General features: G+C 54.4%; 18 protein-coding genes. 10 read left to right on the top strand and 8 right to left on the bottom strand.

The features are described from left to right. Positions 1–25 precede the first annotated feature (25 nt). The 8 genes from B1H56_RS10555 to B1H56_RS10590 all read left to right on the top strand — a co-directional run bounded on the left by B1H56_RS10555 (position 26) and on the right by B1H56_RS10590 (position 8,010). Positions 26–517 carry a QueT transporter family protein gene (locus tag B1H56_RS10555; RefSeq protein WP_066519490.1) on the top strand — a complete coding sequence of 164 codons (492 nt, stop codon included), beginning with the start codon at positions 26–28 and terminating at the stop codon, positions 515–517. 106 nt (positions 518–623) lie between these two features. Next, positions 624–1,208, top strand: coding sequence for an LOG family protein (locus B1H56_RS10560; protein WP_121419001.1), 585 nt, complete (start codon positions 624–626; stop codon positions 1,206–1,208). A 223-nt stretch (positions 1,209–1,431) separates the two neighbouring features. Further along, positions 1,432–2,337, top strand: a complete 906-nt coding sequence (locus B1H56_RS10565) for a DUF7847 domain-containing protein (RefSeq protein WP_066519499.1) — start codon at positions 1,432–1,434, stop codon at positions 2,335–2,337. 83 nt (positions 2,338–2,420) lie between these two features. Then, entirely contained in the window at positions 2,421–2,693 is a 273-nt protein-coding gene (locus B1H56_RS10570) for an ACT domain-containing protein (RefSeq protein ID WP_066519502.1), read from the top strand. A 31-nt stretch (positions 2,694–2,724) separates the two neighbouring features. Continuing rightward, complete coding sequence (locus tag B1H56_RS10575; protein ID WP_066519504.1) at positions 2,725–4,077, top strand: PFL family protein; 1,353 nt, start codon at positions 2,725–2,727, stop codon at positions 4,075–4,077. 376 nt (positions 4,078–4,453) lie between these two features. After that, positions 4,454–6,331 (top strand): oligoendopeptidase F, encoded by a 1,878-nt coding sequence (gene pepF, locus B1H56_RS10580; RefSeq protein ID WP_066519505.1) that lies wholly within the window; start codon positions 4,454–4,456, stop codon positions 6,329–6,331. Between the two features lie 180 nt (positions 6,332–6,511). Then, positions 6,512–7,144, top strand: coding sequence for a GNAT family N-acetyltransferase (locus tag B1H56_RS10585; protein WP_066519507.1), 633 nt, complete (start codon positions 6,512–6,514; stop codon positions 7,142–7,144). 59 nt (positions 7,145–7,203) lie between these two features. Beyond that, positions 7,204–8,010: a sugar phosphate isomerase/epimerase family protein gene (locus B1H56_RS10590; RefSeq protein WP_066519509.1), complete on the top strand. Its 807-nt coding sequence runs from the start codon at positions 7,204–7,206 to the stop codon at positions 8,008–8,010. Positions 8,011–8,277: 267 nt separating this feature from the next. Here B1H56_RS10590 and B1H56_RS10595 read toward each other — a convergent pair whose 3' ends face one another. From B1H56_RS10595 to B1H56_RS10615, 5 genes are all read right to left on the bottom strand, one after another. Next, complete coding sequence (locus B1H56_RS10595; protein ID WP_066519511.1) at positions 8,278–8,985, bottom strand: DUF5131 family protein; 708 nt, start codon at positions 8,983–8,985, stop codon at positions 8,278–8,280. Positions 8,986–9,106: 121 nt separating this feature from the next. Beyond that, positions 9,107–9,721 carry a TMEM175 family protein gene (locus B1H56_RS10600; protein WP_066519513.1) on the bottom strand — a complete coding sequence of 205 codons (615 nt, stop codon included), beginning with the start codon at positions 9,719–9,721 and terminating at the stop codon, positions 9,107–9,109. Between the two features lie 108 nt (positions 9,722–9,829). After that, complete coding sequence (locus tag B1H56_RS10605) at positions 9,830–10,654, bottom strand: nucleotidyltransferase domain-containing protein (protein WP_066519515.1); 825 nt, start codon at positions 10,652–10,654, stop codon at positions 9,830–9,832. A gap of 26 nt (positions 10,655–10,680) precedes the next feature. Then, positions 10,681–10,980 carry a DUF6506 family protein gene (locus B1H56_RS10610; protein ID WP_066519518.1) on the bottom strand — a complete coding sequence of 100 codons (300 nt, stop codon included), beginning with the start codon at positions 10,978–10,980 and terminating at the stop codon, positions 10,681–10,683. Further along, the gene (locus B1H56_RS10615) at positions 10,977–11,615 is read right to left on the bottom strand and encodes a GyrI-like domain-containing protein (protein WP_066519520.1); all 639 of its coding nucleotides are present in this window, start codon (positions 11,613–11,615) and stop codon (positions 10,977–10,979) included. The genes B1H56_RS10610 and B1H56_RS10615 overlap by 4 nt, the downstream gene beginning before the upstream one ends. 348 nt (positions 11,616–11,963) lie before the next feature. On the opposite strand from B1H56_RS10615, the gene B1H56_RS10620 reads away from it, so the two are divergent. After that, positions 11,964–13,811, top strand: a complete 1,848-nt coding sequence (locus B1H56_RS10620) for a flavin reductase (RefSeq protein ID WP_066519522.1) — start codon at positions 11,964–11,966, stop codon at positions 13,809–13,811. Between the two features lie 127 nt (positions 13,812–13,938). On the opposite strand, the gene dut is transcribed toward B1H56_RS10620, so the two are convergent. From dut to nrdD, 3 genes are read right to left on the bottom strand one after another with little or no spacing between them, the layout of a single operon-like run. Then, entirely contained in the window at positions 13,939–14,385 is a 447-nt protein-coding gene (gene dut / locus B1H56_RS10625) for a dUTP diphosphatase (RefSeq protein ID WP_066519523.1), read from the bottom strand. A 15-nt stretch (positions 14,386–14,400) separates the two neighbouring features. Then, positions 14,401–14,928, bottom strand: coding sequence for an anaerobic ribonucleoside-triphosphate reductase activating protein (gene nrdG, locus B1H56_RS10630; protein WP_066519524.1), 528 nt, complete (start codon positions 14,926–14,928; stop codon positions 14,401–14,403). 3 nt (positions 14,929–14,931) lie between these two features. After that, a complete protein-coding gene (nrdD, locus tag B1H56_RS10635; protein WP_066519527.1) occupies positions 14,932–17,058 on the bottom strand; it encodes an anaerobic ribonucleoside-triphosphate reductase in 2,127 nt (708 codons plus the stop codon). 422 nt (positions 17,059–17,480) lie between these two features. Between nrdD and B1H56_RS10640 the strand changes: the two genes are divergently transcribed. Next, on the top strand, positions 17,481–19,043 hold the full coding sequence (locus B1H56_RS10640) for an ABC transporter permease (protein WP_066519529.1): 1,563 nt from the start codon (positions 17,481–17,483) through the stop codon (positions 19,041–19,043). Positions 19,044–19,050: the final 7 nt, after the last annotated feature.

Here is a 19,050-nt window from a genome sequence, read left to right on the forward strand (position 1 = left end):
TTTGGTTGAGGGATGTAAAGGTATTATGGAAAATCCGTCAAAGACGCGTTTCATTTGTGAAACGGCCGCGATTGCGGCAATCTACGCAGTGCTCACGCTTCTGTTCGCGCCATTTGGATTCCTGCAGTTCCAGGTGCGTATTTCGGAGGCGATGTGTATTTTGCCGTTTTTCACGCCTGCGGCAGTGCCCGGCCTCTTTATCGGCTGCCTGATCGCCAACATTTTCGGCTCGGGGACGCTTGGACTCATGGATATCGTTGTCGGAAGCCTTGCGAGCCTGCTGGCCGCGTTTGTCACATGGAAAATCCGCGGCAAAAGCAAGTGGCTGCTTCCCCTCCCGAGCGTCATCGCCAACGCTTTTTTGGTATCTTGGACGCTTAACGTGATGCTCGGGCTTCCCTATTGGCTCAATGTCGCGACGGTTGGGATCGGCCAGGCAATCGCGTGCTACGGTATCGGGATGCCGCTGTGGTTTCTCTTAAACCGCTATAGGCGAAACGTTTTCCAGAGAATCTAAGATATCTTCTTTCCGGGCCTTTGCCGCACCCGGGAAAGAATTCAGCGGCAGCGGCTTTGCCGGAAAACCAAAGGGTTTTCACGTCTATTTGTTGAAAGGCAGTATTATGAAAAAAATATGTATATTCGGTTCCTCCTCCGCCGCAATCGGCCAAAGCTATTTCGATGCCGCCTACCGGCTCGGACAGCTTCTTGCCGAAAAAGGATGGGCGATGGTGTTCGGCGCGGGAACAATGGGCATGATGGGCGCCGCCGCGCGCGGCGCGCATAGCCGGAACGGCCATGTGATCGGGGTGATCCCGGAATTCATGGACATCCCGGGGATTCCCTACGAAAAATGCAACGACTATATCGTAACGGAAACCATGCGTGAGCGCAAACAGAGGATGGAAGATATATCCGACGCGTTCATCGCAGTGGCGGGCGGTTTCGGCACCTTTGAAGAGCTGTGCGAAGTTATTACGCTCAAGCAGCTGAAACAGCATAAAAAATCCATCGTAATTTTGAATACGAACGGTTTTTTCGACGAACTGCTTGCCATGTTTGAAAAAATGGTAGCGCAGAAATTCGCCAAAGAGGAAGCGTTCAGCGTATTTACGGTTGTGGATACGCCCCGGCAGGCCGTGGAAGCCGTCGAAAAATATCATTATACGGAAACCAGCAGCAAATGGTTTACGCCGGAAGCGCCGTAAGGGAAGGATCGTAAGCCTGTGTGCAAAATGGGGGGTATGCAGGGGGAAGGATATCGGACCGGCAATCAGGAGCCCCGCGCAGTCCCGCAAGGCAAATTCCGCCGCCGGCGGAAGATTGAAGAACATACCGGGCGAAGCGAATGCGGAAGCAGGCCTGTCGGGAAGAGGAGAAGCAAGGCGGACTTTGCTTCGGCGCAGTCCCGGCAAACAGAGGTAATTGTTAATGGAAAAGATCCCCATGAGCTTCAAGACCATGTTCCGGACATCCGGAATCGTTTATAAACGGAATTTCGGCAGGCTATTTTTGCCCTTGCTGCTCTTCCAGCTTGTGCTGCTCGTCCCGCTGATGTTTTTCACTATGCCGGGAACCGTTTCGGTGGCGCGGTCGCTGCTGCTTACGCTTTCGCAGACGGGTGGAAGCAGCCTTTCGAGCGTCGTTACGGTGCTTGCGATCGTTGCCGGAGTCGCTGTTTTTGCGTCGCCGCTGATGGTTTCAAACGTGGTATATGTCATCGACAGCGATTATTCGGGGAAAAACGTGTCCTTCCGGGATGCAAGCGCGCACGCGAAGCGCCGGTACGGCAGTATGCTGCGGTCATACTTTGCCGCCATCGCGCTGCTGATCCTGCCCGTGGCCGGGATCGTCGCGGCCATCGTGGCCATCGCGCTGCCCGGCGGGGTTCCGGCAGCGGTATTGCCCGCATGGCAGATCGCGGTCATCGTGGTCCTTGCGCTCGCGGCCCTGCTGCTCTTTTTTGGGATCGTATTTATCCCGTATACGGTTGCCGTAGAGGGCCAAGGCGGATTCCGGGCGGTCCTCAGTTCCTACCGTTATGCGTTTTTGGGAAATTTTTGGAGCAACTTTACGCGCGTGCTCACCGCCGCGGTGATCGTGGCGCTTGCCGGGGTCGTCATCAACTGGCTGTCCCAGCTGCCGTTTAAGGAGCTTTATGAACTGTACCTTGTGGACCCGATGCTTGCGCTGCAAAATCCATTGATGGTCTTTGTGATTTTGTTCGCCCTGCTTGCAATCGTCGTCGTTACATTCGTATTTCCGTTCTGGTACGCGTTCACTTACCATACCTACCGGAATGCAAAGTATGAATATGAACAAAGGAGCCGCCGCTGACCGCTGCCGGAACAGTTCAATCGTCGTAAATCAGCCGCCCCGGCCGCGTGCCGGACGGCAGGCAGAATATAAGGAGTATATCTATGAGAGCAATCGTAAGCGTACTCGGGCAGGACAAGCCCGGCATCATCGCCCACATTTCGCATGCGCTCTATGAGGCGAACGCGAACATCCTCGACATCACGCAAACCGTCCTGCGGGACGAAGTGTTTGCAATGACCATGCTTGTCGACCTTGCCGCCATGAAGGTATCGTTTGAGCAATTAAAGGAACAGCTCGGCGCGGCGGGAGCGAAGATCGGCATCGAGGTCCGCCTGATGCGCGAAGAGATTTTCAAAAGCATGCACCGGGTATGAAACTGGGAATATAAGGATAAGGAAACAGGTTATGATAGACCAGAAAGATATCTTAAAAACTATCGACATGATTGCGCGGCAGAACCTTGACATCCGTACGATCACAATGGGCATCTCGCTTTTCGACTGTGTTTCGGACGATGCGGACGTATGTGCCGGACGAGTGTATGATAAGATCACGCGTAAAGCAAAAGACCTCGTCAGGACGGGCGAGGCAATTGAAAATGAATTCGGTATCCCAATCGTCAACAAGCGCATTTCCGTAACGCCCGTTTCCCTCATTTCACAGGGCTGCGGGGATTATGTGAAGTTTGCCCGCGCGATGGATAAGGCCGCGCATGAAATGGGGGTGGATTTCATCGGCGGTTATTCCGCGTTCGTGCAGAAAGCCGCAACCGCCGCGGAAGCACAGTTCATCGATTCCATCCCGCAGGCACTCAGCGAAACGGGAATCGTATGCTCTTCCGTCAACGTGGCGACCACGCGCGCGGGAATCAATATGGACGCGGTTAAGCGCATGGGCGAGATCATCAAGGAAAGCGCCGCGCTCACCGCCGCGGAGGGCGGCATGGGCGCCGCAAAACTCGTGGTGTTCGCCAACGCGGTGGAGGATAATCCGTTCATGGCGGGCGCGTTCCACGGTACGGGCGAGGGAGATTGCGTCATCAACGTAGGGGTTTCCGGTCCCGGCGTAGTCAAGGTCGCGCTCGAAAGTAAAAAAGGCCGGCCGTTCGACGAGGTGGCGGAGACCATCAAGACGACGGCATTCCATATCACGCGCATGGGCCAGCTCGTGGCGCGGGAAGCCAGCAGGAAACTTGGCGTGCCCTTTGGCATCGTAGACCTTTCGCTTGCCCCTACCCCGGCCATCGGCGACAGCGTGGCCTATATCCTTGAGGAAATGGGCCTTGAGACATGCGGCGCGCACGGTACGACCGCCGCGCTCGCTCTCCTCAACGACGCGGTAAAAAAAGGCGGCATCATGGCCACCTCGCATGTAGGCGGGCTTTCCGGCGCGTTTATCCCGGTCAGCGAAGACGCGGGTATGATTCACGCGGCGGAAACGGGCGCGCTCACGCTGGAAAAGCTCGAAGCGATGACGTGCGTATGCTCGGTCGGCCTCGACATGATCGCGCTCCCCGGCGATACCCCGGCGGAGGTGCTTTCAGCCATCATGGCGGACGAGGCGGCGATCGGCATGGTTAATACCAAAACGACGGCGGTACGCCTCATTCCCGTGCCCGGCAAGCAGGTGGGCGACTATGTGGATTTCGGCGGGCTTCTAGGGCGCGCGCCCATCATGCCCTACAACCACAATTCCCCAAAAGAATTTATCGCGCGGGGCGGACGTATTCCGGCTCCCTTACACGCGCAGAGGAATTAAACCTAAGACGTCATTAGCACGCGGATGCTGCGCGTACACATAATTATCAGCCTGTCTTTGCTATGTAAATCTAAATGGGGCGAAGATATGCATAGCACATGTATTTTACGCATATAAAAACACCGTTCTGTTTCGAACGGTGTTTTTATTGTTATCCCGGATGAGCTTACAGCATTAAAATTCTCCAATAGATGGACGTCCACAGAAGACAAAGCAAACACGCTGTACTCTGCCTTTCACTGCACTGATTGCCTCTCCGTAATGAAGTTGCGAAACAAAGCGTCTCTTTTTTATGTTATAATTATTTTTATAAACGTTATAATAGGATCAGAGGTTTTTTATCCGCCTGCCTGGCAGGCAAAAGGAGCGAATCAATATGGAAGAAAAAACAAGAGAGCAAATCGGCCGCAAATATAAATGGACCTTGGAGGATATCTATGCCACGGACGAGGCGTGGGAACAGGACTACGAGAAGCTTGAAAAGCTGATGGAAGACATCCCCCGCATCCAGAAAACGCTGACAAGGGACGAAAAGAGCCTTGCCGGGGCGCTCCATGCCATGGAGCAAATGGAGCATATCGCAGGCAACCTTTTTGTGTACGCGCGTATGCGCCGTGATGAAGACAATTCAAACACCACGTACCAGGCACGGACCGCGCGCGCGATGGATATAAACGTGCGCCTCGGCAGCGCGCTTTCCTTCGTAAGCCCCGCTCTCCTCGCTTTAAAGCCGGGCGTGCTGGAGGGCTATATCGAGGCGGCGGCCCCTCACTGCAAAAAAGGCCGCGACCCCAAAACCTGCAAGAAGGGCGGCCGCTGCTCGAAATGCAGCAACCATACGCATGGAAACAAACTGCTTGCACCGTATGATTTCATGCTCAAAGAGCTCGTGCGCAGCAAAAAGCATGTGCTCTCTAAAAAGGAAGAGCGGCTTCTTTCCATGACTGCGGACATCGCGGGCGCGCCCAAAGATATTTTCACCATGATCGACAATGCGGATATGAAATTCGGTACGGTGAAGGATGCGGACGGTACGCGCGTCCAGCTCTCCCACGGCAAATATATCGTGATGATGCAAAGCCCTGACCGCAGGGTGCGCAGGAAAACCTACGAGACCTATTACAGGTCTTATAAAGACATGATTAACACGATCAGCGCTGCCTATTCGGCAAGCGTCAAAAAAGATGTATTTTATGCGCGCGCCAAAAAGTTCGGCAGCGCGCTTGAAAAATCGCTTTTTTCAGACAATGTGCCCGTCGCGCTGTACGACAACCTGATCGAAACAATTCACAAAAATCTGCCCACCATGTACCATTATGTGGACGTACGCAAAAAGGCGCTCGGGCTTACGGACCTTGCCATGTACGACATCTATGCCCCCCTTGCCAAAGAGACGCACGGGGAATATTCTTACGAGCAGTCTATGGAGCTTGTGAAAAAGGGTCTTTCCGTTCTGGGTGAAGAATACGGCAATCTCCTGCAGGAAGCGCAGGATACCGGCTGGATCGACGTATACGAAACGCCGGGTAAAACGAGCGGCGCATATTCGTGGGGCGTCTTCGGCGTGCATCCGTACGTGCTTTTAAACCACCGCGGCGACCTCGACAGCGTGTTCACCATCGCGCACGAGCTTGGTCACGCGATGCACACCTACCATTCCAACAAAAACCAGCCTGAGGCAAAGGCGGGTTACGAAATTTTCGTGGCGGAAGTCGCAAGCACGGTGAATGAGGTCCTGCTCACGCATTACCTGCTTAAGACAGAGCAGGACGCGGATGCGCGCAGGTATATCCTCAACCATTACCTCGACCAGTTCCGCACAACTGTGGTGCGGCAGACTATGTTTGCCGAGTTTGAAAAGATGACGCACGCGGCTGTGGAGGCGGGCGAAGCGCTGACCCATGAAAGCCTGTGCCGGATGTATGGCGACCTCAACGCGCTGTATTATGGGCCGCAGATCGCGCGGGACGATACGATTTCCTTTGAATGGTCGCGCATCCCGCACTTCTACAATGCCTTCTATGTATATAAATATGCAACGGGCTTCTCGTGTGCGGTAAAAATCGCGGCGGATATCCTCAGCGGCAGGAAAAACGCGGTCAGAGATTACATCCGCTTCCTGTCCTCGGGCGGCAGCGACTATCCGCTCGAGCTTTTAAAGCTCGCACATGTGGATCTTGCGGGCGGCGAACCCGTAAATGTCTGCATGCAGGAGTTCGCAAGGGCTTTGGATGAATTTGAACAAATGTTGTGACGGGTCTGTGATAAGAAGAAAGCTTTATCGGGGCTTCGTCTGAAAAATCTATCCGGTCATTGCCCGGGTCCTTCTTCCGGGAAAGCAGGCGCGGGGCATGGATTTCCGGAAGAGGCACAGCGCCGGTCACGCGGGAACAGGAGGCCCGCGGGAAATTCATACGAATTTCCGCTTATTATCATGGAACCCATCAATTATAGAAACGTTACGGAACAGGATTACCCGCAGGTCAGCGAGATGCTCTGCGGAATTTGGCAATTTGATAAATACTTAAAGGATGCGGAGATCGTCCGCCGGGCGGGTCTGGCGTTCTGGTATGCCTACCTTGCGCGCCAGAATTATGCCGAGGTTGCGGAACGGGGCGGCAGGATCCTCGGCGTGTTGCTCGGGCATTGCGTTTCCCTTCCCTTTCCCGCGGAACACAAGGGCTTTGAAAAGGAAGCGCGGCGGTTCCTGCGGGAGTTTTCACGCTCCGGGGAAGGCCGGAAGTTTTACAGGGCGCAGATGCGCACCGCAAAATATGAGCGTCAGCTCCTCGCGCCCTATGAAGACCGCTTCGACGCGGAGCTCGTTCTTTTTGCCACTGCGCCGGAGGCGCGCGGCCTCGGGATCGGAAAGGGTCTTCTTTCCCGCTTCAATACTTTCCTGAAAGAACGGGAAGCGCGGCACGCATTCCTTCTTACGGACAGTTTTTGCAACTTTGGTTTTTACGACCATCTCGGATACGAGCGTCTCGCGGAGGTAGAAGGACTCCTCGGCGTCGAGCAGGATGGAAAACCGCTGCATTTTTATCTCTACGGATACGAAGTGTAAATTGCAAACAAATATTGGTTATGTTAAAATAGCAATATCAACAAGCGGAGGTTTTTGTTATGAAACTTTGTTTTTCCACATTGGGTTGCCCCGAATGGAGTTTTTCAGATATTATTTCGACAGCATGCGACATGGGTTACGACGGAATTGAAATCCGCGGCGTGGGAAATGTGATCGACGGAACGCGTATTCCGCAGTTCTCGCCCGAAAACGCGCCGAAGACTATGGCGCTCCTCGCGGACAAAGGGCTTACTATAGCATGCCTGACCTCCGCATGCTACATGAACGACTCGAACCACCTCGACGACGTGCTCTATCTCGCCAAGGCATATGCGGATACCGCGCATGATATGGGTATTAAAAACATCCGCGTTCTCGGCGATTTCGGTCCCGAGCAAAGCGGAGAGCTCAACATCGCGGAGATCGCCGCCCGCGTAAAAGAGGTTGCGCAGTATGCAAAGCCCCTCGGTGTGAACGTACTTGTGGAAACGAACGGATTCTTTGCCGATTCCCGTAATATGGTAAAGCTGGTGAACTGCGCCGATGAAGAAAATATCGGCGTGCTGTGGGATATCCACCACCCCTACCGTTATTTTGACGAGACCCCGGAATATACGGTCGACACGATCGGCGACCTGATCCGCCATGTGCATATCAAAGATTCGGTATATGACAATAATAAACTTAAATATACAATGGTCGGTTATGGGGATCTGCCGGTACGCGAATGTATAGAGCGTCTGAATGCAATCGGCTACGACGGCTTCTATTCCCTCGAATGGCTCAAGCGGTGGGACCTTTCCCTTGAAGAGCCGGGGATCGCCTTTGCGGGATATGCGGGCTACATGAAATCGCTGGTGAAATAAACCAAGGGCGCGGACTCTTCCCCCGCTTCCGCAGAGGAAGAATATTACCGCGTAACGGGCGTTATTATAGTCCTGGTACAATCGCGCAGGCGCTGCGGGCATGGTCTGCGGGATGGCCGCCATTGTCCTCGCGGCCATCGCCCTTACTGCCTCAATGTCGTATTACCTTTACTGGTCCGGCTGCCTTCCGCGGGCCGGGCAGAGGCGTGCCCGGGCGTAAATTCAGAAAAAACAGAAGCGTGGAGTCCCACGCTTCTGTTTTTTGGTTCAGCAGTCGATGCCCGCCTTTCGCGCCTGTCTGCACAGGTCGCGGACAGCAAGGGTATATTTTTTTCCATCCTTCACAAAATGAGTTCCGCACTGCCGGAATTCAAAGCGCACGTCCTGCCGGATACATTGTCCGCGCAGGTCCAGCACCCAGTCATAATCAAGCGCCCGCGCCTGCCTGTCGGATTCGCCTCCCACGACCACAAGCTCCACTCCGGACAAATAGGGTTCAATGCGGACCCTCTCGATCAGGGGCTGGCAAATGATGTTTTTATGCCGGATCGGCAGCTCCGAAAACAGGGAGAGGCGCTCGTCCGCCCTCTTTTGGTTTTCCACCGTACAGCCGACCGTAACGTTGCCGTATCCCTCTCCCCAGTCGTCAGGAACACATTGCGCGAACCTCTCGATCCGCTTGGTCAGGAAAAGGAAGTTCAGGTCCGGACGGCTGCGCATCATAGCCCAGCATTCCCCGCGCCACGGATCCGCCTCCTCGATCAGAAAATCCGTAGAAAAACAAAGATATACCGTTTGTCCCGGCTTCATTTTATAATTCCCGTCTTTATCCCGTTCGGAGGGCGCCCCAAACTGTTTCGTGCGCACGATGCGCTCCGTGTCTACGCCGCGTTTTCCATCGCCCTTATGGATATAGCAAAACCGGCAGCCCTCGCTGTACCTATGGCAGCCGCGCCACGGGTTCCACATTGCCATCGCTTATTCTCCCTCCGTCCGAAAGCCCGCCGTATCCTGCGGCTTTGTGCCGCTTCCCGCATGCTTGCAGCAAGACCGGCGTCCCCCTTGAAAGTGGTTTTATTATATCATAAAAAAGAACTTACCGCGCCTTTTTCCCCGGCGTGCCACAGGAAACGTCTTCGCCGAAGAGCGTGCGCTCGATCCGCTTGTCAGGCATAAACCACAGCACGAGGGAAAGCGCGATGGAAACGACCACAGCAACCGGGAAAAATATCCCGGCGGCAAGCCCCGCGCCCACGATCAGGAAGGTAATCTTGGATTTGCGGAAGCCGCACAAGGCCCGCGCAACCCCGGAATCCTCCCCATTTACCTTTACGAGCGCGCGGGCGAGCGCCGCATAGCTGATATCCGCGAGCAGAATAACGACGCCATATGTGATTTCAGGCGCCATATCGAACAGGTGCTCGTCCACCCACGCCGTGGTGAACGGAAAAAAGGACAGGCAAAGGATGAACGCCATATTATGCCAGAGCACGCGGCCGTTTATCTTTTTTGAAATTTGCAGGAGATGATGATGGTTGTTCCAATAGATGGCAAGGGATATAAAACTCAGGATATAGATCAGGAATTTGAACCGCATTTTCCACAGGGCCGCGAACGTCGGCTCGGCGGGCACCACAAAATCAAGTACCAATATAGTCATTATAATGGCGATCACCGCGTCAGTGAACGCTTCGAGCCTTGTTTTTGACACCGGTCTTCCTCCTTTTCCCCCGCCTTTAAAATTTACACCAATCCATGCGCAGGCAAACAAAAATCCCGGGGCAGCGCCCCGGGACCGGTTCCGGTAATGACTGCGCGGTTATTTTCCGCACAGCTCCGCGGCTTCTTCGATCAGCCCTTCCATCTCGATACAATTTTCTTTTGCAGACCCGGAAGGCAGGGAAAAGATACTGTTGATCCTCTTTTCATACCGTTCCGGACTGACCGGAAGCGCCCCTGCCCGCATAACGGCTTTTTTCTCGTTCAGGCAATATTCCCGGTTATATGCAAAAAGCACCTGGTTGAGCGCCGAAACCGCCCGGAAGAGATGCCCCGCCACATAATACAGGTCTCCTCCTCCCTGCGCCTGCTCCTTCGCCAGCGCGCACGAAAACCGGGCCTCGAATAAGAAGGAATCCATCAGGGCGGCCCGAAGCCTGTCCGGGTAGGTCCCCGCCCATTTTTTCAGTTCCATAAAATCGTTGTCACGGCTGTACAGGACCTTGCAGGCGGCCAGTTCTCCCCGGTACATCACATTCAGGTAGGCATGCGGATGTCCCGCCTGGTAATGCGGCGATATCTTTCCCTGCTCACATTCCCCGATACATTTCCGTACCCGTTTTACGTCCCGCAGAATAAGGTCTGTAGGGGTTCCCCCGACCACAAGCCATCCCCCGCAGTTCACCCAGCTCCCCCACGCTCCTTCCGGGTAAATGAGGCCCGCCCGGTGCTTGTCGTCCAGCTTTTGGGCGATCCGGTTGAGCGCCTGCAGGTCGGGGCCGCTTTCATCGTAATAGACGCCGATGTCGATATCCGAATCGGGGCCGGACACTCCTGTCGCGCGCGAACCGCCGAGCACGACTCCCTGAATAAACGGTAAAACGGCCAGTTCTTCCGCAATCGATTCGATCAGGTCTTTCGTCATCTGATGTTCCTCCTTCTTCCCGCCCGCTACTTCTGAAAAAAGCGCGCGAATATTTCATCCTGTTCAGGCAAATGTACTACAAAACCAACGGCAATCTTCCCCTCCGTCATATCAATGATCCTCCGGGCCATTCCTTCGCCAAACGCGCCGCACAACTCGATCGCGCCCACGCCCGCTTCCTTTAGCTCCGCCACCTTTGCATAGGCTTCCTGCGGGTCTTTTACAGTATAAATATATGTGACCTGCTTTTCCGTTTCAAACCGCGCACTGTGCTGCTGCGGGTCATAATGCGCCCCCATCAGTAAAAACGCAAATTTCTTTTTCATGCTTCCTTCCTTTCCACGGGCAGGCGCAGCACTGTCTTAAGGCGTTCCGGCGCTGTACGCCGCGGGTCTCCAAGATAGATTTCATGATGCTTGCGCTCCATACCCGTCATGTCCTTCAGTCCATTTTCCTCAATATACCGGTGCAGGGTTCCGATCGTTTCCGCTTCCTTTGCATAAGGACCGATGTGCATCATCTGCACACACAGCCCTTCCCGGAAGGTTTCAAGGCGTGCCCGGGAAACATCCACATCCGGCTTTTTCCTGCGGCACTCCCCGGCCGCCCAGGCGAATACGTCCGGCGTTACAAATTCAGGCTGGCGGATCATGGAGGTCCACAGCCATTCCTCACGCCGGTTCGTTTCAAACCGCTCCTTGTCTCCGTACCAAAGTCCCTCCAGCGGCGGAACCACATATTCAAAATATCCTTCCGGCTGCATACCGCCCATCTTGCTCATCTTGATCGTAAAGGTAAGCGCATACAGCGCCTCCACCGCGTTCTGGTATTCTTCGCCTTCGGGCGCGCCCTTCCCATCGACCATAATGAAACTGATGGACGGCACCTCAACCAGCATTGGTTTTGCCTTCGGCAGGTACAGGTCCTTATATTCTTTTTTGTAATCCAGCTTATCCGGCATGGCACATCCTCGCTTTCTATATATAATATAATTGTAGCTGAAAACGCGCCAAAAGCAATAGCATTTCCCGATTAAGAAACGCGGTCCCTCCCCCGGTCTCAAAAAAAGGAAAATAAGAGATTTTTCATTCATTTATTGCACCAAAGCCGCGTTTGCTGTAAGATAAAGATGCGCCTGTGATAAAACAGACAAGCGGCGGCAAACGCCCGGCGCAGTCCCAGCTTTCAGGTTGCGGAGCGAAAAAGGACAGGGTCCATAAGGCGGTGTGAATTGCAGACAGTATGCAGAGCGGAACGCGCTTTATGCCCTCTTCATAGATTAAAAAACTTGAATGAACGGAGGATCGATATGTATTGCACAAGAAAAGTAACGGATGATTTGACATGGGTCGGCGCGGATGACCGCAGGCTGGCGATGTTCGAGGGCGTCTATTCCGTACCGGACGGCGTATCCTATAACTCCTACCTGCTGGCGGACGAAAAGACGGTTCTTTTCGACACGGTAGACAAGGCTGTCGCAAAGACGTTTTTTGAAAATTTGGAGCATGCCCTGGGCGGCCGGAAGCTCGATTACCTGGTGGTCCAGCATATGGAGCCAGACCACTCGGCAACGATCGACGAGCTGCTGCTGCGCCACCCGGAGGCGACGATCATTTGCAACGACAAAATTAAAAAAATGATCGGCCAGTTCTTCAGCGCGGACCTTGAGAGCAAGGTCCGTACCATTAAGGAAGGCGATACGCTTGAAACGGGCCGCCACACCCTGACGTTCGTCATGGCGCCGATGGTCCACTGGCCGGAGGTCATGGTCACCTACGACTCCACAGACAAAATCCTTTTCTCGGCCGATGCATTCGGCACGTTCGGTGCGCTAAACGGTGCGCTTTTCGCAGACGAGGTGGATTTTGCCCGTGATTTCATGGACGAAGCGCGCCGTTATTACACGAACATCGTTGGTAAATACGGTGTACAGGTGCAGGCGCTCCTGAAAAAGGCGGCTGCGCTCGATATCGAAATGATCTGCCCACTCCACGGCTTCGTATGGCGGAGCAACCTCGGGGACTATATTGATAAATATGCAAAGTGGAGCGCTTACGAGCCGGAGGATACCGGTGTGATGATCGCCTATGCGTCCGTTTACGGCAATACGGAAAACGCGGCGAACATCCTTGCGTGCCTCCTGCGCGACCGCGGGATCAAAACGGTGATGTTCGATGTTTCCGTCGTTCCCGCCTCAGAGATCGTCGCTGCTTCCTTCCGATGGAGCCACCTCGTATTTGCTTCCACCACCTATAATGCGGGCATCTTCGTCACTATGGACGAGCTGCTGCGCGATCTTGCTTCGCACAACCTGCAAAACAGGACTGTCGCCTTTATCCAGAATGGATCGTGGGCGCCCACCAGCGGCAAGCTGATGCGTGAAATCATCGCGCCGCTCAAGAACATGACAGTTTTAGATGAAACCGTCAATATTTCTTCGTCGCTCAAGCCCGGACAGGGCGCCGACATGGAAAAGCTCGCGGATGCGGTCGCCGCTTCCATACCGCGCTTCGGGGCGGCCGAGAACCCGAAGGATGCTGCCGTCGATATCAACGCGCTGTTCAAGCTGAGCTACGGACTGTTTGTAGTGAGTGCACAGGACGAAAACGGACGTGACAACGGCTGCATCACAAATACGGTCATGCAGATCACCGACGCGCCAAACCGCATTGCGATCGGCGTAAATAAGGCCAACTGCACGCACGACATGATCCTCAAGACCGGGAAATTCACCGTGTCCGTGCTGACGGAGGACGCGCCGTTCAAGCTGTTCCAGCATTTTGGTTTCAAGAGCGGTAAGGATGTGGATAAATTCCAGGAGTTCAAGCATATGGACCGCTGCGCGAACGGGCTTTACTACCTTTCCAAATACTCAAACGCGCTGATTTCCGGCAAGGTGACCGCCGCGCAGGACTGCGGCACGCACACGCTGTTCGTGGCCGACGTAACGGAAGCGTGCGTCCTTTCCGACGCCCCGTCGGTAACGTACGAATATTATTTTGAGCACATCAAGCCCAAGCCGCCGGTGGGCGGCGGCATCAAAACCGGCTTCGTATGCAAAATGTGCGGCTATGTTTACGAAGGCGATACGCTTCCGGCAGACTTTATCTGCCCGCTGTGCAAACACGGCGCGGACGCGTTCGAGCCGCTGAGCTAGAACAACTTCCGGGCAAGGAAAAGGCAGGCTCTGAACGCCTGCCTTTTGTAGGAATACAGTAAAGGCCGGAGCCTTTTGGCTCCGGCCTTTACTGTATTCTTTCCGCTTGCCATCCCGGATACTTTTCCTATTTCCGCCCTGTGGAGCCAAAGCCCCCGCCGCCGCGTTTTGTTTCTTCCAGCTCCTCCACCTCATGAAAAGATACCGCAAGAACGGGCGTCACCACCATCTGGGCGATCCGCTCGCCCGGTGCCACCGCCTGCGGCTCATCCGAATGGTTGTGCAGCGCCACCATGAATTCCCCCCGGTAGTCGCTGTCCACCACGCCTACCTTGTTGGCGGGCGCAAGCCCGCGCTTTGCGGCAAGGCCGCTGCGTGCGTAAATAAGCCCCGCATAGCCCACCGGAATTTCCATCGCGATCCCCGTATGGATCATCTTCGTCTCGCCCGGCGCGATCACGGTCTCTTCCTCAAGGCATGCATAAAGGTCCGCACCCGCGGAGTATTCCGAGCCATACGTTGGGATAACCGCTTTTTCATCCAGCTTCTTGATATTAATTTTCTGCTTTGGCATTTGTATTTTTTCTCCTTATTCCTGATTCTCGTCCCACAATACTGTCTTTCCCGCTTTGAGGGATTTTGATACTAGAATGGTACGCTGGTTTTCCGATCCTTTGAACCGGAGATTTGCGTTTTTCAGCGCCGCCACGAACTCCCCGTCTACAAGCACATCAAGGTAGGAAAGAAATTCTTTCATGTCCGGATCGTCCGCCCACACACCCAGCACGTCCCGCTCAAAGCCGTATCCAGTGAAACACCATACGTCCTTTTCAGGATATTCCGTCTGCATCCGCCGCATCAGCGGCAGCAGCGCTTTCCTGTTCTCCGGCTCCAGCGGATCGCCGCCAAGCAGCGTCAGCCCTTTCACGTAGGACGGCGCAAGATAGGAAAGGACGGCTTCCTCCGTTTTCTCGGTAAATTCCGTTCCGTAGTGAAAATCCCATGTTTCCGGATTAAAGCAATCCTTACAGCGGTGCTGGCATCCGCTCACAAAGAGGGACACCCGTATCCCGGGGCCGTTTGCCACGTCATATTGTTTGATGTCCGCGTAATACATGGCTTACAGGTGCAGCACGCGGGCTTTGATCTCTTTTGTCTTGCCCACATTCCAGAAATTCTCGCCAAGATAGCCGCAGGTGCGCCGCGTAACGTTCATCTTGGCGTGATCCTTATTCCCGCAGTTCGGGCATTCCCATTCATTGTCGTCGTTGATAACGATCTCCCCGTCGAACCCGCAGACGTGGCAGTAATCGGATTTCGTATTGAACTCCGCATACTGGATATTGTCGTAAATATATTTGACGACCTCCTCGAGCGCTTCCAGGTTGTGGCGCATATTGGGAATCTCCACATAGGAGATCGCGCCGCCGGAAGAGATTGTCTGGAACCTGCTCTCGAAATCAAATTTGCTGAACGCGTCGATCCGCTCGCGCACGTCCACATGATAGGAATTGGTATAATAGCCCTTGTCCGTCACGTCCTCGATGGTGCCGAAGCGCTCCTTGTCGATACGCGCGAAACGGTAGCAAAGGGATTCCGCCGGACTTCCATACAGCCCGAAGCCGATCCCCGTTTCCGCCTTCCAGCGGTCGCAGGCCGTGCGCATGCGGTTCATCACCTGCATGGCGAATTCCTGTCCGCGCGGGGTGGTGTGGCTTTCGCCCTTCATCAGCTTAGTGACCTCATAAAGCCCGATATAGCCGAGGGAAATCGTGGAATAGCCGTCCTTCAGGAACGGGTCTATTTTTTCGCCCGGGGCAAGCCGCGCGATCGCGCCGTATTGCCAGTGCACGGGGCTCACGTCCGAGGTAGTCCCAAGCAGTGCGCGGTGGCGGCACATCAACGCTTCGCGGCACAGGTCCAAACGTTCGTCCATCAGCTTCCAGAATTTTTTCTCGTCGCCCTTGGCAAGAATGCCGATCTGCGGCAGGTTGAGGCTCACTACGCCCTGGTTGAAGCGCCCCTCGAATTTATACCTTCCGTCCGCATCCTTCCACGGCGTAAGGAAACTGCGGCAGCCCATCGGGCTGAATACGTTGCCTTCATAGTGCTCGCGCATCTTCTTCGCGGAAATATAGTCCGGATAGAGGCGCTTTGCGGAGCACTTCACCGCCAGCTCCGTGATATAGTCGTACTTCCCGCCCTTGAGGCAGTTGTGTTCGTCCAAAACATAAACGAGTTTGGGGAATGCGGGGGTCACGTAAACGCCCTTCACATTTTTGATTCCCTCGAGGCGCTGGCGCAGGATTTCCGCAACGATCATCGCGTTTTCTTCGAGATATTCGTCGTCTTTATCAAGGTTCAAAAACAGCGTGACAAACGGCGACTGCCCGTTGGTGGTCATCAGGGTGTTGATCTGGTACTGGATGGTCTGTACCCCGCCCCTCAGCTCCGAACGCAGGCGCTCGTCCGTCAGTTTCGCGATCATTTCTTCCGGTGCGTCCGGCCCCATGATCTCGCGGAAGCGTGCTTCAAACTTTTTTTTGCTGCGGCGCAAATATTTTCCAAGGTGCCGTACGTCCACAGACTGTCCGCCATACTGGCTGCTGGCTACGGAAGCGATAATCTGCGTCATCACCGTGCACGCCACCTGAAAGCTCTTGGGGCTTTCGATCAATTTGCCGTTCATCACCGTACCGTTATCCAGCATGTCCCCAATATTGATTAGGCAGCAGTTAAAAATAGGCTGCAGGAAATAATCCGCATCATGGAAGTGCAATACGCCCTCGTCGTGCGCCTTGGAGATTTTTTCGGGCAGCAGCACCCTGCGGGTCAGGTCCTTTGACACCTCTCCGGCGATCAGGTCGCGCTGCGTCGCCGCGACAACCGCGTTTTTGTTGGAATTTTCTTCCATCACGTCCTTATTGCTGTTTTTAATCAGGCTGAGGATGGAATCGTCCGTCGTGTTGGCCTTGCGCACCAGCGCGCGCGAATACCGGTAAATAATATAGGTTTTGGCAAGGACGAACTTCTTCTCGTCCATCAGCTTTTGTTCGATGATGTCCTGGATATCCTCCACCAGCATCCGCTTACGGTTCTTCTTTTCGATGCAATCAATGATTGTGCCGATCTTTTCTTCCGATATTTTTTCGCTGTCTTCCACTTCGGCATTTGCCTTGCGGATCGCGGTCGCAATCTTGCTCCTGTCGTAATCCACGCAGCTGCCGTCTCTTTTGATTACCTGCATACCGATTTTCTCCTTCGTTTTGTTCATGCCAGAAAATATAATATCATAGATAAACCAATATGTCTACCATATATCGTGTTTATCCAGACAATCATACACTATATTTAGTCGAATCCAAAAAAACGGAGAAAACGGCTTTCCCGTCGGATTTTGCGCGCTTTTCCCCCTGTTTTCCCTATCCGTCGGCCGTCGTCCCAGACAGTCCCCGGCTCTTTTGCGTTCCGCATGCAGCTCTTCCCCCCCGGTAAAAGGGCGGCGGAAAACAGCGTTTTTTTAAATTTGTCCCGTATTTTTCTATACACGCGTCCGCAGGCGGTGCTATACTATGGATAAAGCAAATTACTGTTTCCATTCACCAATCGGTTCTCATCGTAACGGCAGCTGTTAAAGCCTCAGGGCTTTTAAGGACAGGGGGTGTTGCAATGAACCCATTTCAAAGGGCCGTAAAATATATCGGCAGAAAAAAGGTGCGGACGATTATTTTGTTCTGCATCTTGTTTGCTATGGCGTTATCCATGCTTATCTGCAGTTCCATCCGCGGCAGCGCCGTTTTTGCGGCGGAGGAGGTACGGAAAACATACGGCTCCGGCTTTCGCCTGTATATTGATTTCGATCTTCCCGAGGAGATGCTGTGGGAGGATGCTGTGCACGAAGACGGCATGCCCTACAAAAAATTCATCGGCCCGAACATAACGCCCGAAGCGCTTGACGAGCTTCTGGCCGTAACCGGAATCGAGGAATATTGCTCCGGCGAGGGTGCGCTCGCGCTCTATACCAGCCTTGAACTTGTCCCGGGATTGTGCGCCTTTTGGTACGACGAAATACTCGGCGAGGGCAACCACTACCCGGAATATATCTCAGAAGAAAGCTACTGGAAGCAGGCGCAGCTTTACCGTGAAACTCCTTATCCGGAGGAAGAGATCCCCGGGATCTACACATGGCGCAATTATACGAATATTTATTTCTGCGAAAACAGCGGCCTGCATCCTTTCTTCCGCAACGGCTCCCTTACGCTCGCGGAGGGGCGGCACATCGGGCGGAACGACGCCTTTTGCGCCCTCGTTTCCGAGACGCTCGCCGGGCGGAACGGCCTTTCCCTTGGGGACTCCTTTACCGTCGAGCAGCGGCAAGATACCGTTATTCTAAGCGGCGACCCGGAAACTTGCGTGGGCAGGCCCATCCCGCTCACGGTGGTGGGGATCTTCCGTGTGAATTTTGCGGATGAGCCTTCCCGATTTACAATGGAAAACGAGCTCACGGACAACTTCATTTTCACCGATATGCAGACGGATGAAAAATGGCGGGAATACTACAGCGCGGCGGTCGGAAAGACCTATACTCCCGGACAGAGGAAATATAACGACCTGACGCTTTTTGTCGAGGACCCCGCCCTGCTGGACGACGCCATCCAAAAGGTACGCTCCCTCGACCTGATCGACTGGAATTACTATACCATCGAAAAGGATGACTCCGCCTACCGCGCGCTGGCAAAGCCGCTCGATATGATGACCGGTATTACGACCTTTCTCACCGTGCTGCTGGCGGCAGGCTGCCTTATTGTGCTCATGCTGCTGTTCTTCATGTGGATACGGGGCAGGCGGCGGGAAATCGGCATTCTGCGCGCGCAGGGCGTACGAAAGGGAAACATCCTCTGCCAGCTGCTCCTGGAATGCCTGCTCGTTGTCGCAGCCGCTTTTTGTTCCGCCGCCCTTGTGGCCGCGCCGCTTTCTCAGCCGCTTGGCGACCTGCTGGCCGGTTCCGTGGTGGATGAAGCTGCCGGGCCTTTTGAAAAAACGTTCGACCGGTTTCAAAATGTCGTGCTGGAACGGGTCTCGAGCGAACCCGTCACGCTTCTATATCCTGTGGAAGGCGGGGGACTCGCGGCGGTCGGTATCCTGTTGCTTTCGGTTTCGTCGGGAACCGTCTGTATTGCCGCCGCGCCTATCCTTCGCCAAAAACCCCGGGACATTCTTTCCGGCAAATAAAAAAGCC

Source organism: Christensenella minuta, assembly GCF_003628755.1.
Lineage (GTDB): Bacteria > Bacillota > Clostridia > Christensenellales > Christensenellaceae > Christensenella > Christensenella minuta.

Coding starts and splice junctions, on each gene's coding strand:
- B1H56_RS10575 (WP_066519504.1), top strand. CDS start 2,725: ATGATAGACCAGAAAGATATCTTAAAAACTATCGACATGATTGCGCGG.
- nrdG (WP_066519524.1), bottom strand. CDS start 14,928: ATGTATTACGCGGACATCAAACAATATGACGTGGCAAACGGCCCCGGG.
- B1H56_RS10615 (WP_066519520.1), bottom strand. CDS start 11,615: ATGCCGGATAAGCTGGATTACAAAAAAGAATATAAGGACCTGTACCTG.
- B1H56_RS10570 (WP_066519502.1), top strand. CDS start 2,421: ATGAGAGCAATCGTAAGCGTACTCGGGCAGGACAAGCCCGGCATCATC.
- B1H56_RS10605 (WP_066519515.1), bottom strand. CDS start 10,654: ATGACGAAAGACCTGATCGAATCGATTGCGGAAGAACTGGCCGTTTTA.
- B1H56_RS10585 (WP_066519507.1), top strand. CDS start 6,512: ATGGAACCCATCAATTATAGAAACGTTACGGAACAGGATTACCCGCAG.
- B1H56_RS10590 (WP_066519509.1), top strand. CDS start 7,204: ATGAAACTTTGTTTTTCCACATTGGGTTGCCCCGAATGGAGTTTTTCA.
- B1H56_RS10560 (WP_121419001.1), top strand. CDS start 624: ATGAAAAAAATATGTATATTCGGTTCCTCCTCCGCCGCAATCGGCCAA.
- B1H56_RS10610 (WP_066519518.1), bottom strand. CDS start 10,980: ATGAAAAAGAAATTTGCGTTTTTACTGATGGGGGCGCATTATGACCCG.
- pepF (WP_066519505.1), top strand. CDS start 4,454: ATGGAAGAAAAAACAAGAGAGCAAATCGGCCGCAAATATAAATGGACC.
- dut (WP_066519523.1), bottom strand. CDS start 14,385: ATGCCAAAGCAGAAAATTAATATCAAGAAGCTGGATGAAAAAGCGGTT.
- B1H56_RS10595 (WP_066519511.1), bottom strand. CDS start 8,985: ATGGCAATGTGGAACCCGTGGCGCGGCTGCCATAGGTACAGCGAGGGC.
- nrdD (WP_066519527.1), bottom strand. CDS start 17,058: ATGCAGGTAATCAAAAGAGACGGCAGCTGCGTGGATTACGACAGGAGC.
- B1H56_RS10565 (WP_066519499.1), top strand. CDS start 1,432: ATGGAAAAGATCCCCATGAGCTTCAAGACCATGTTCCGGACATCCGGA.
- B1H56_RS10555 (WP_066519490.1), top strand. CDS start 26: ATGGAAAATCCGTCAAAGACGCGTTTCATTTGTGAAACGGCCGCGATT.
- B1H56_RS10640 (WP_066519529.1), top strand. CDS start 17,481: ATGAACCCATTTCAAAGGGCCGTAAAATATATCGGCAGAAAAAAGGTG.
- B1H56_RS10620 (WP_066519522.1), top strand. CDS start 11,964: ATGTATTGCACAAGAAAAGTAACGGATGATTTGACATGGGTCGGCGCG.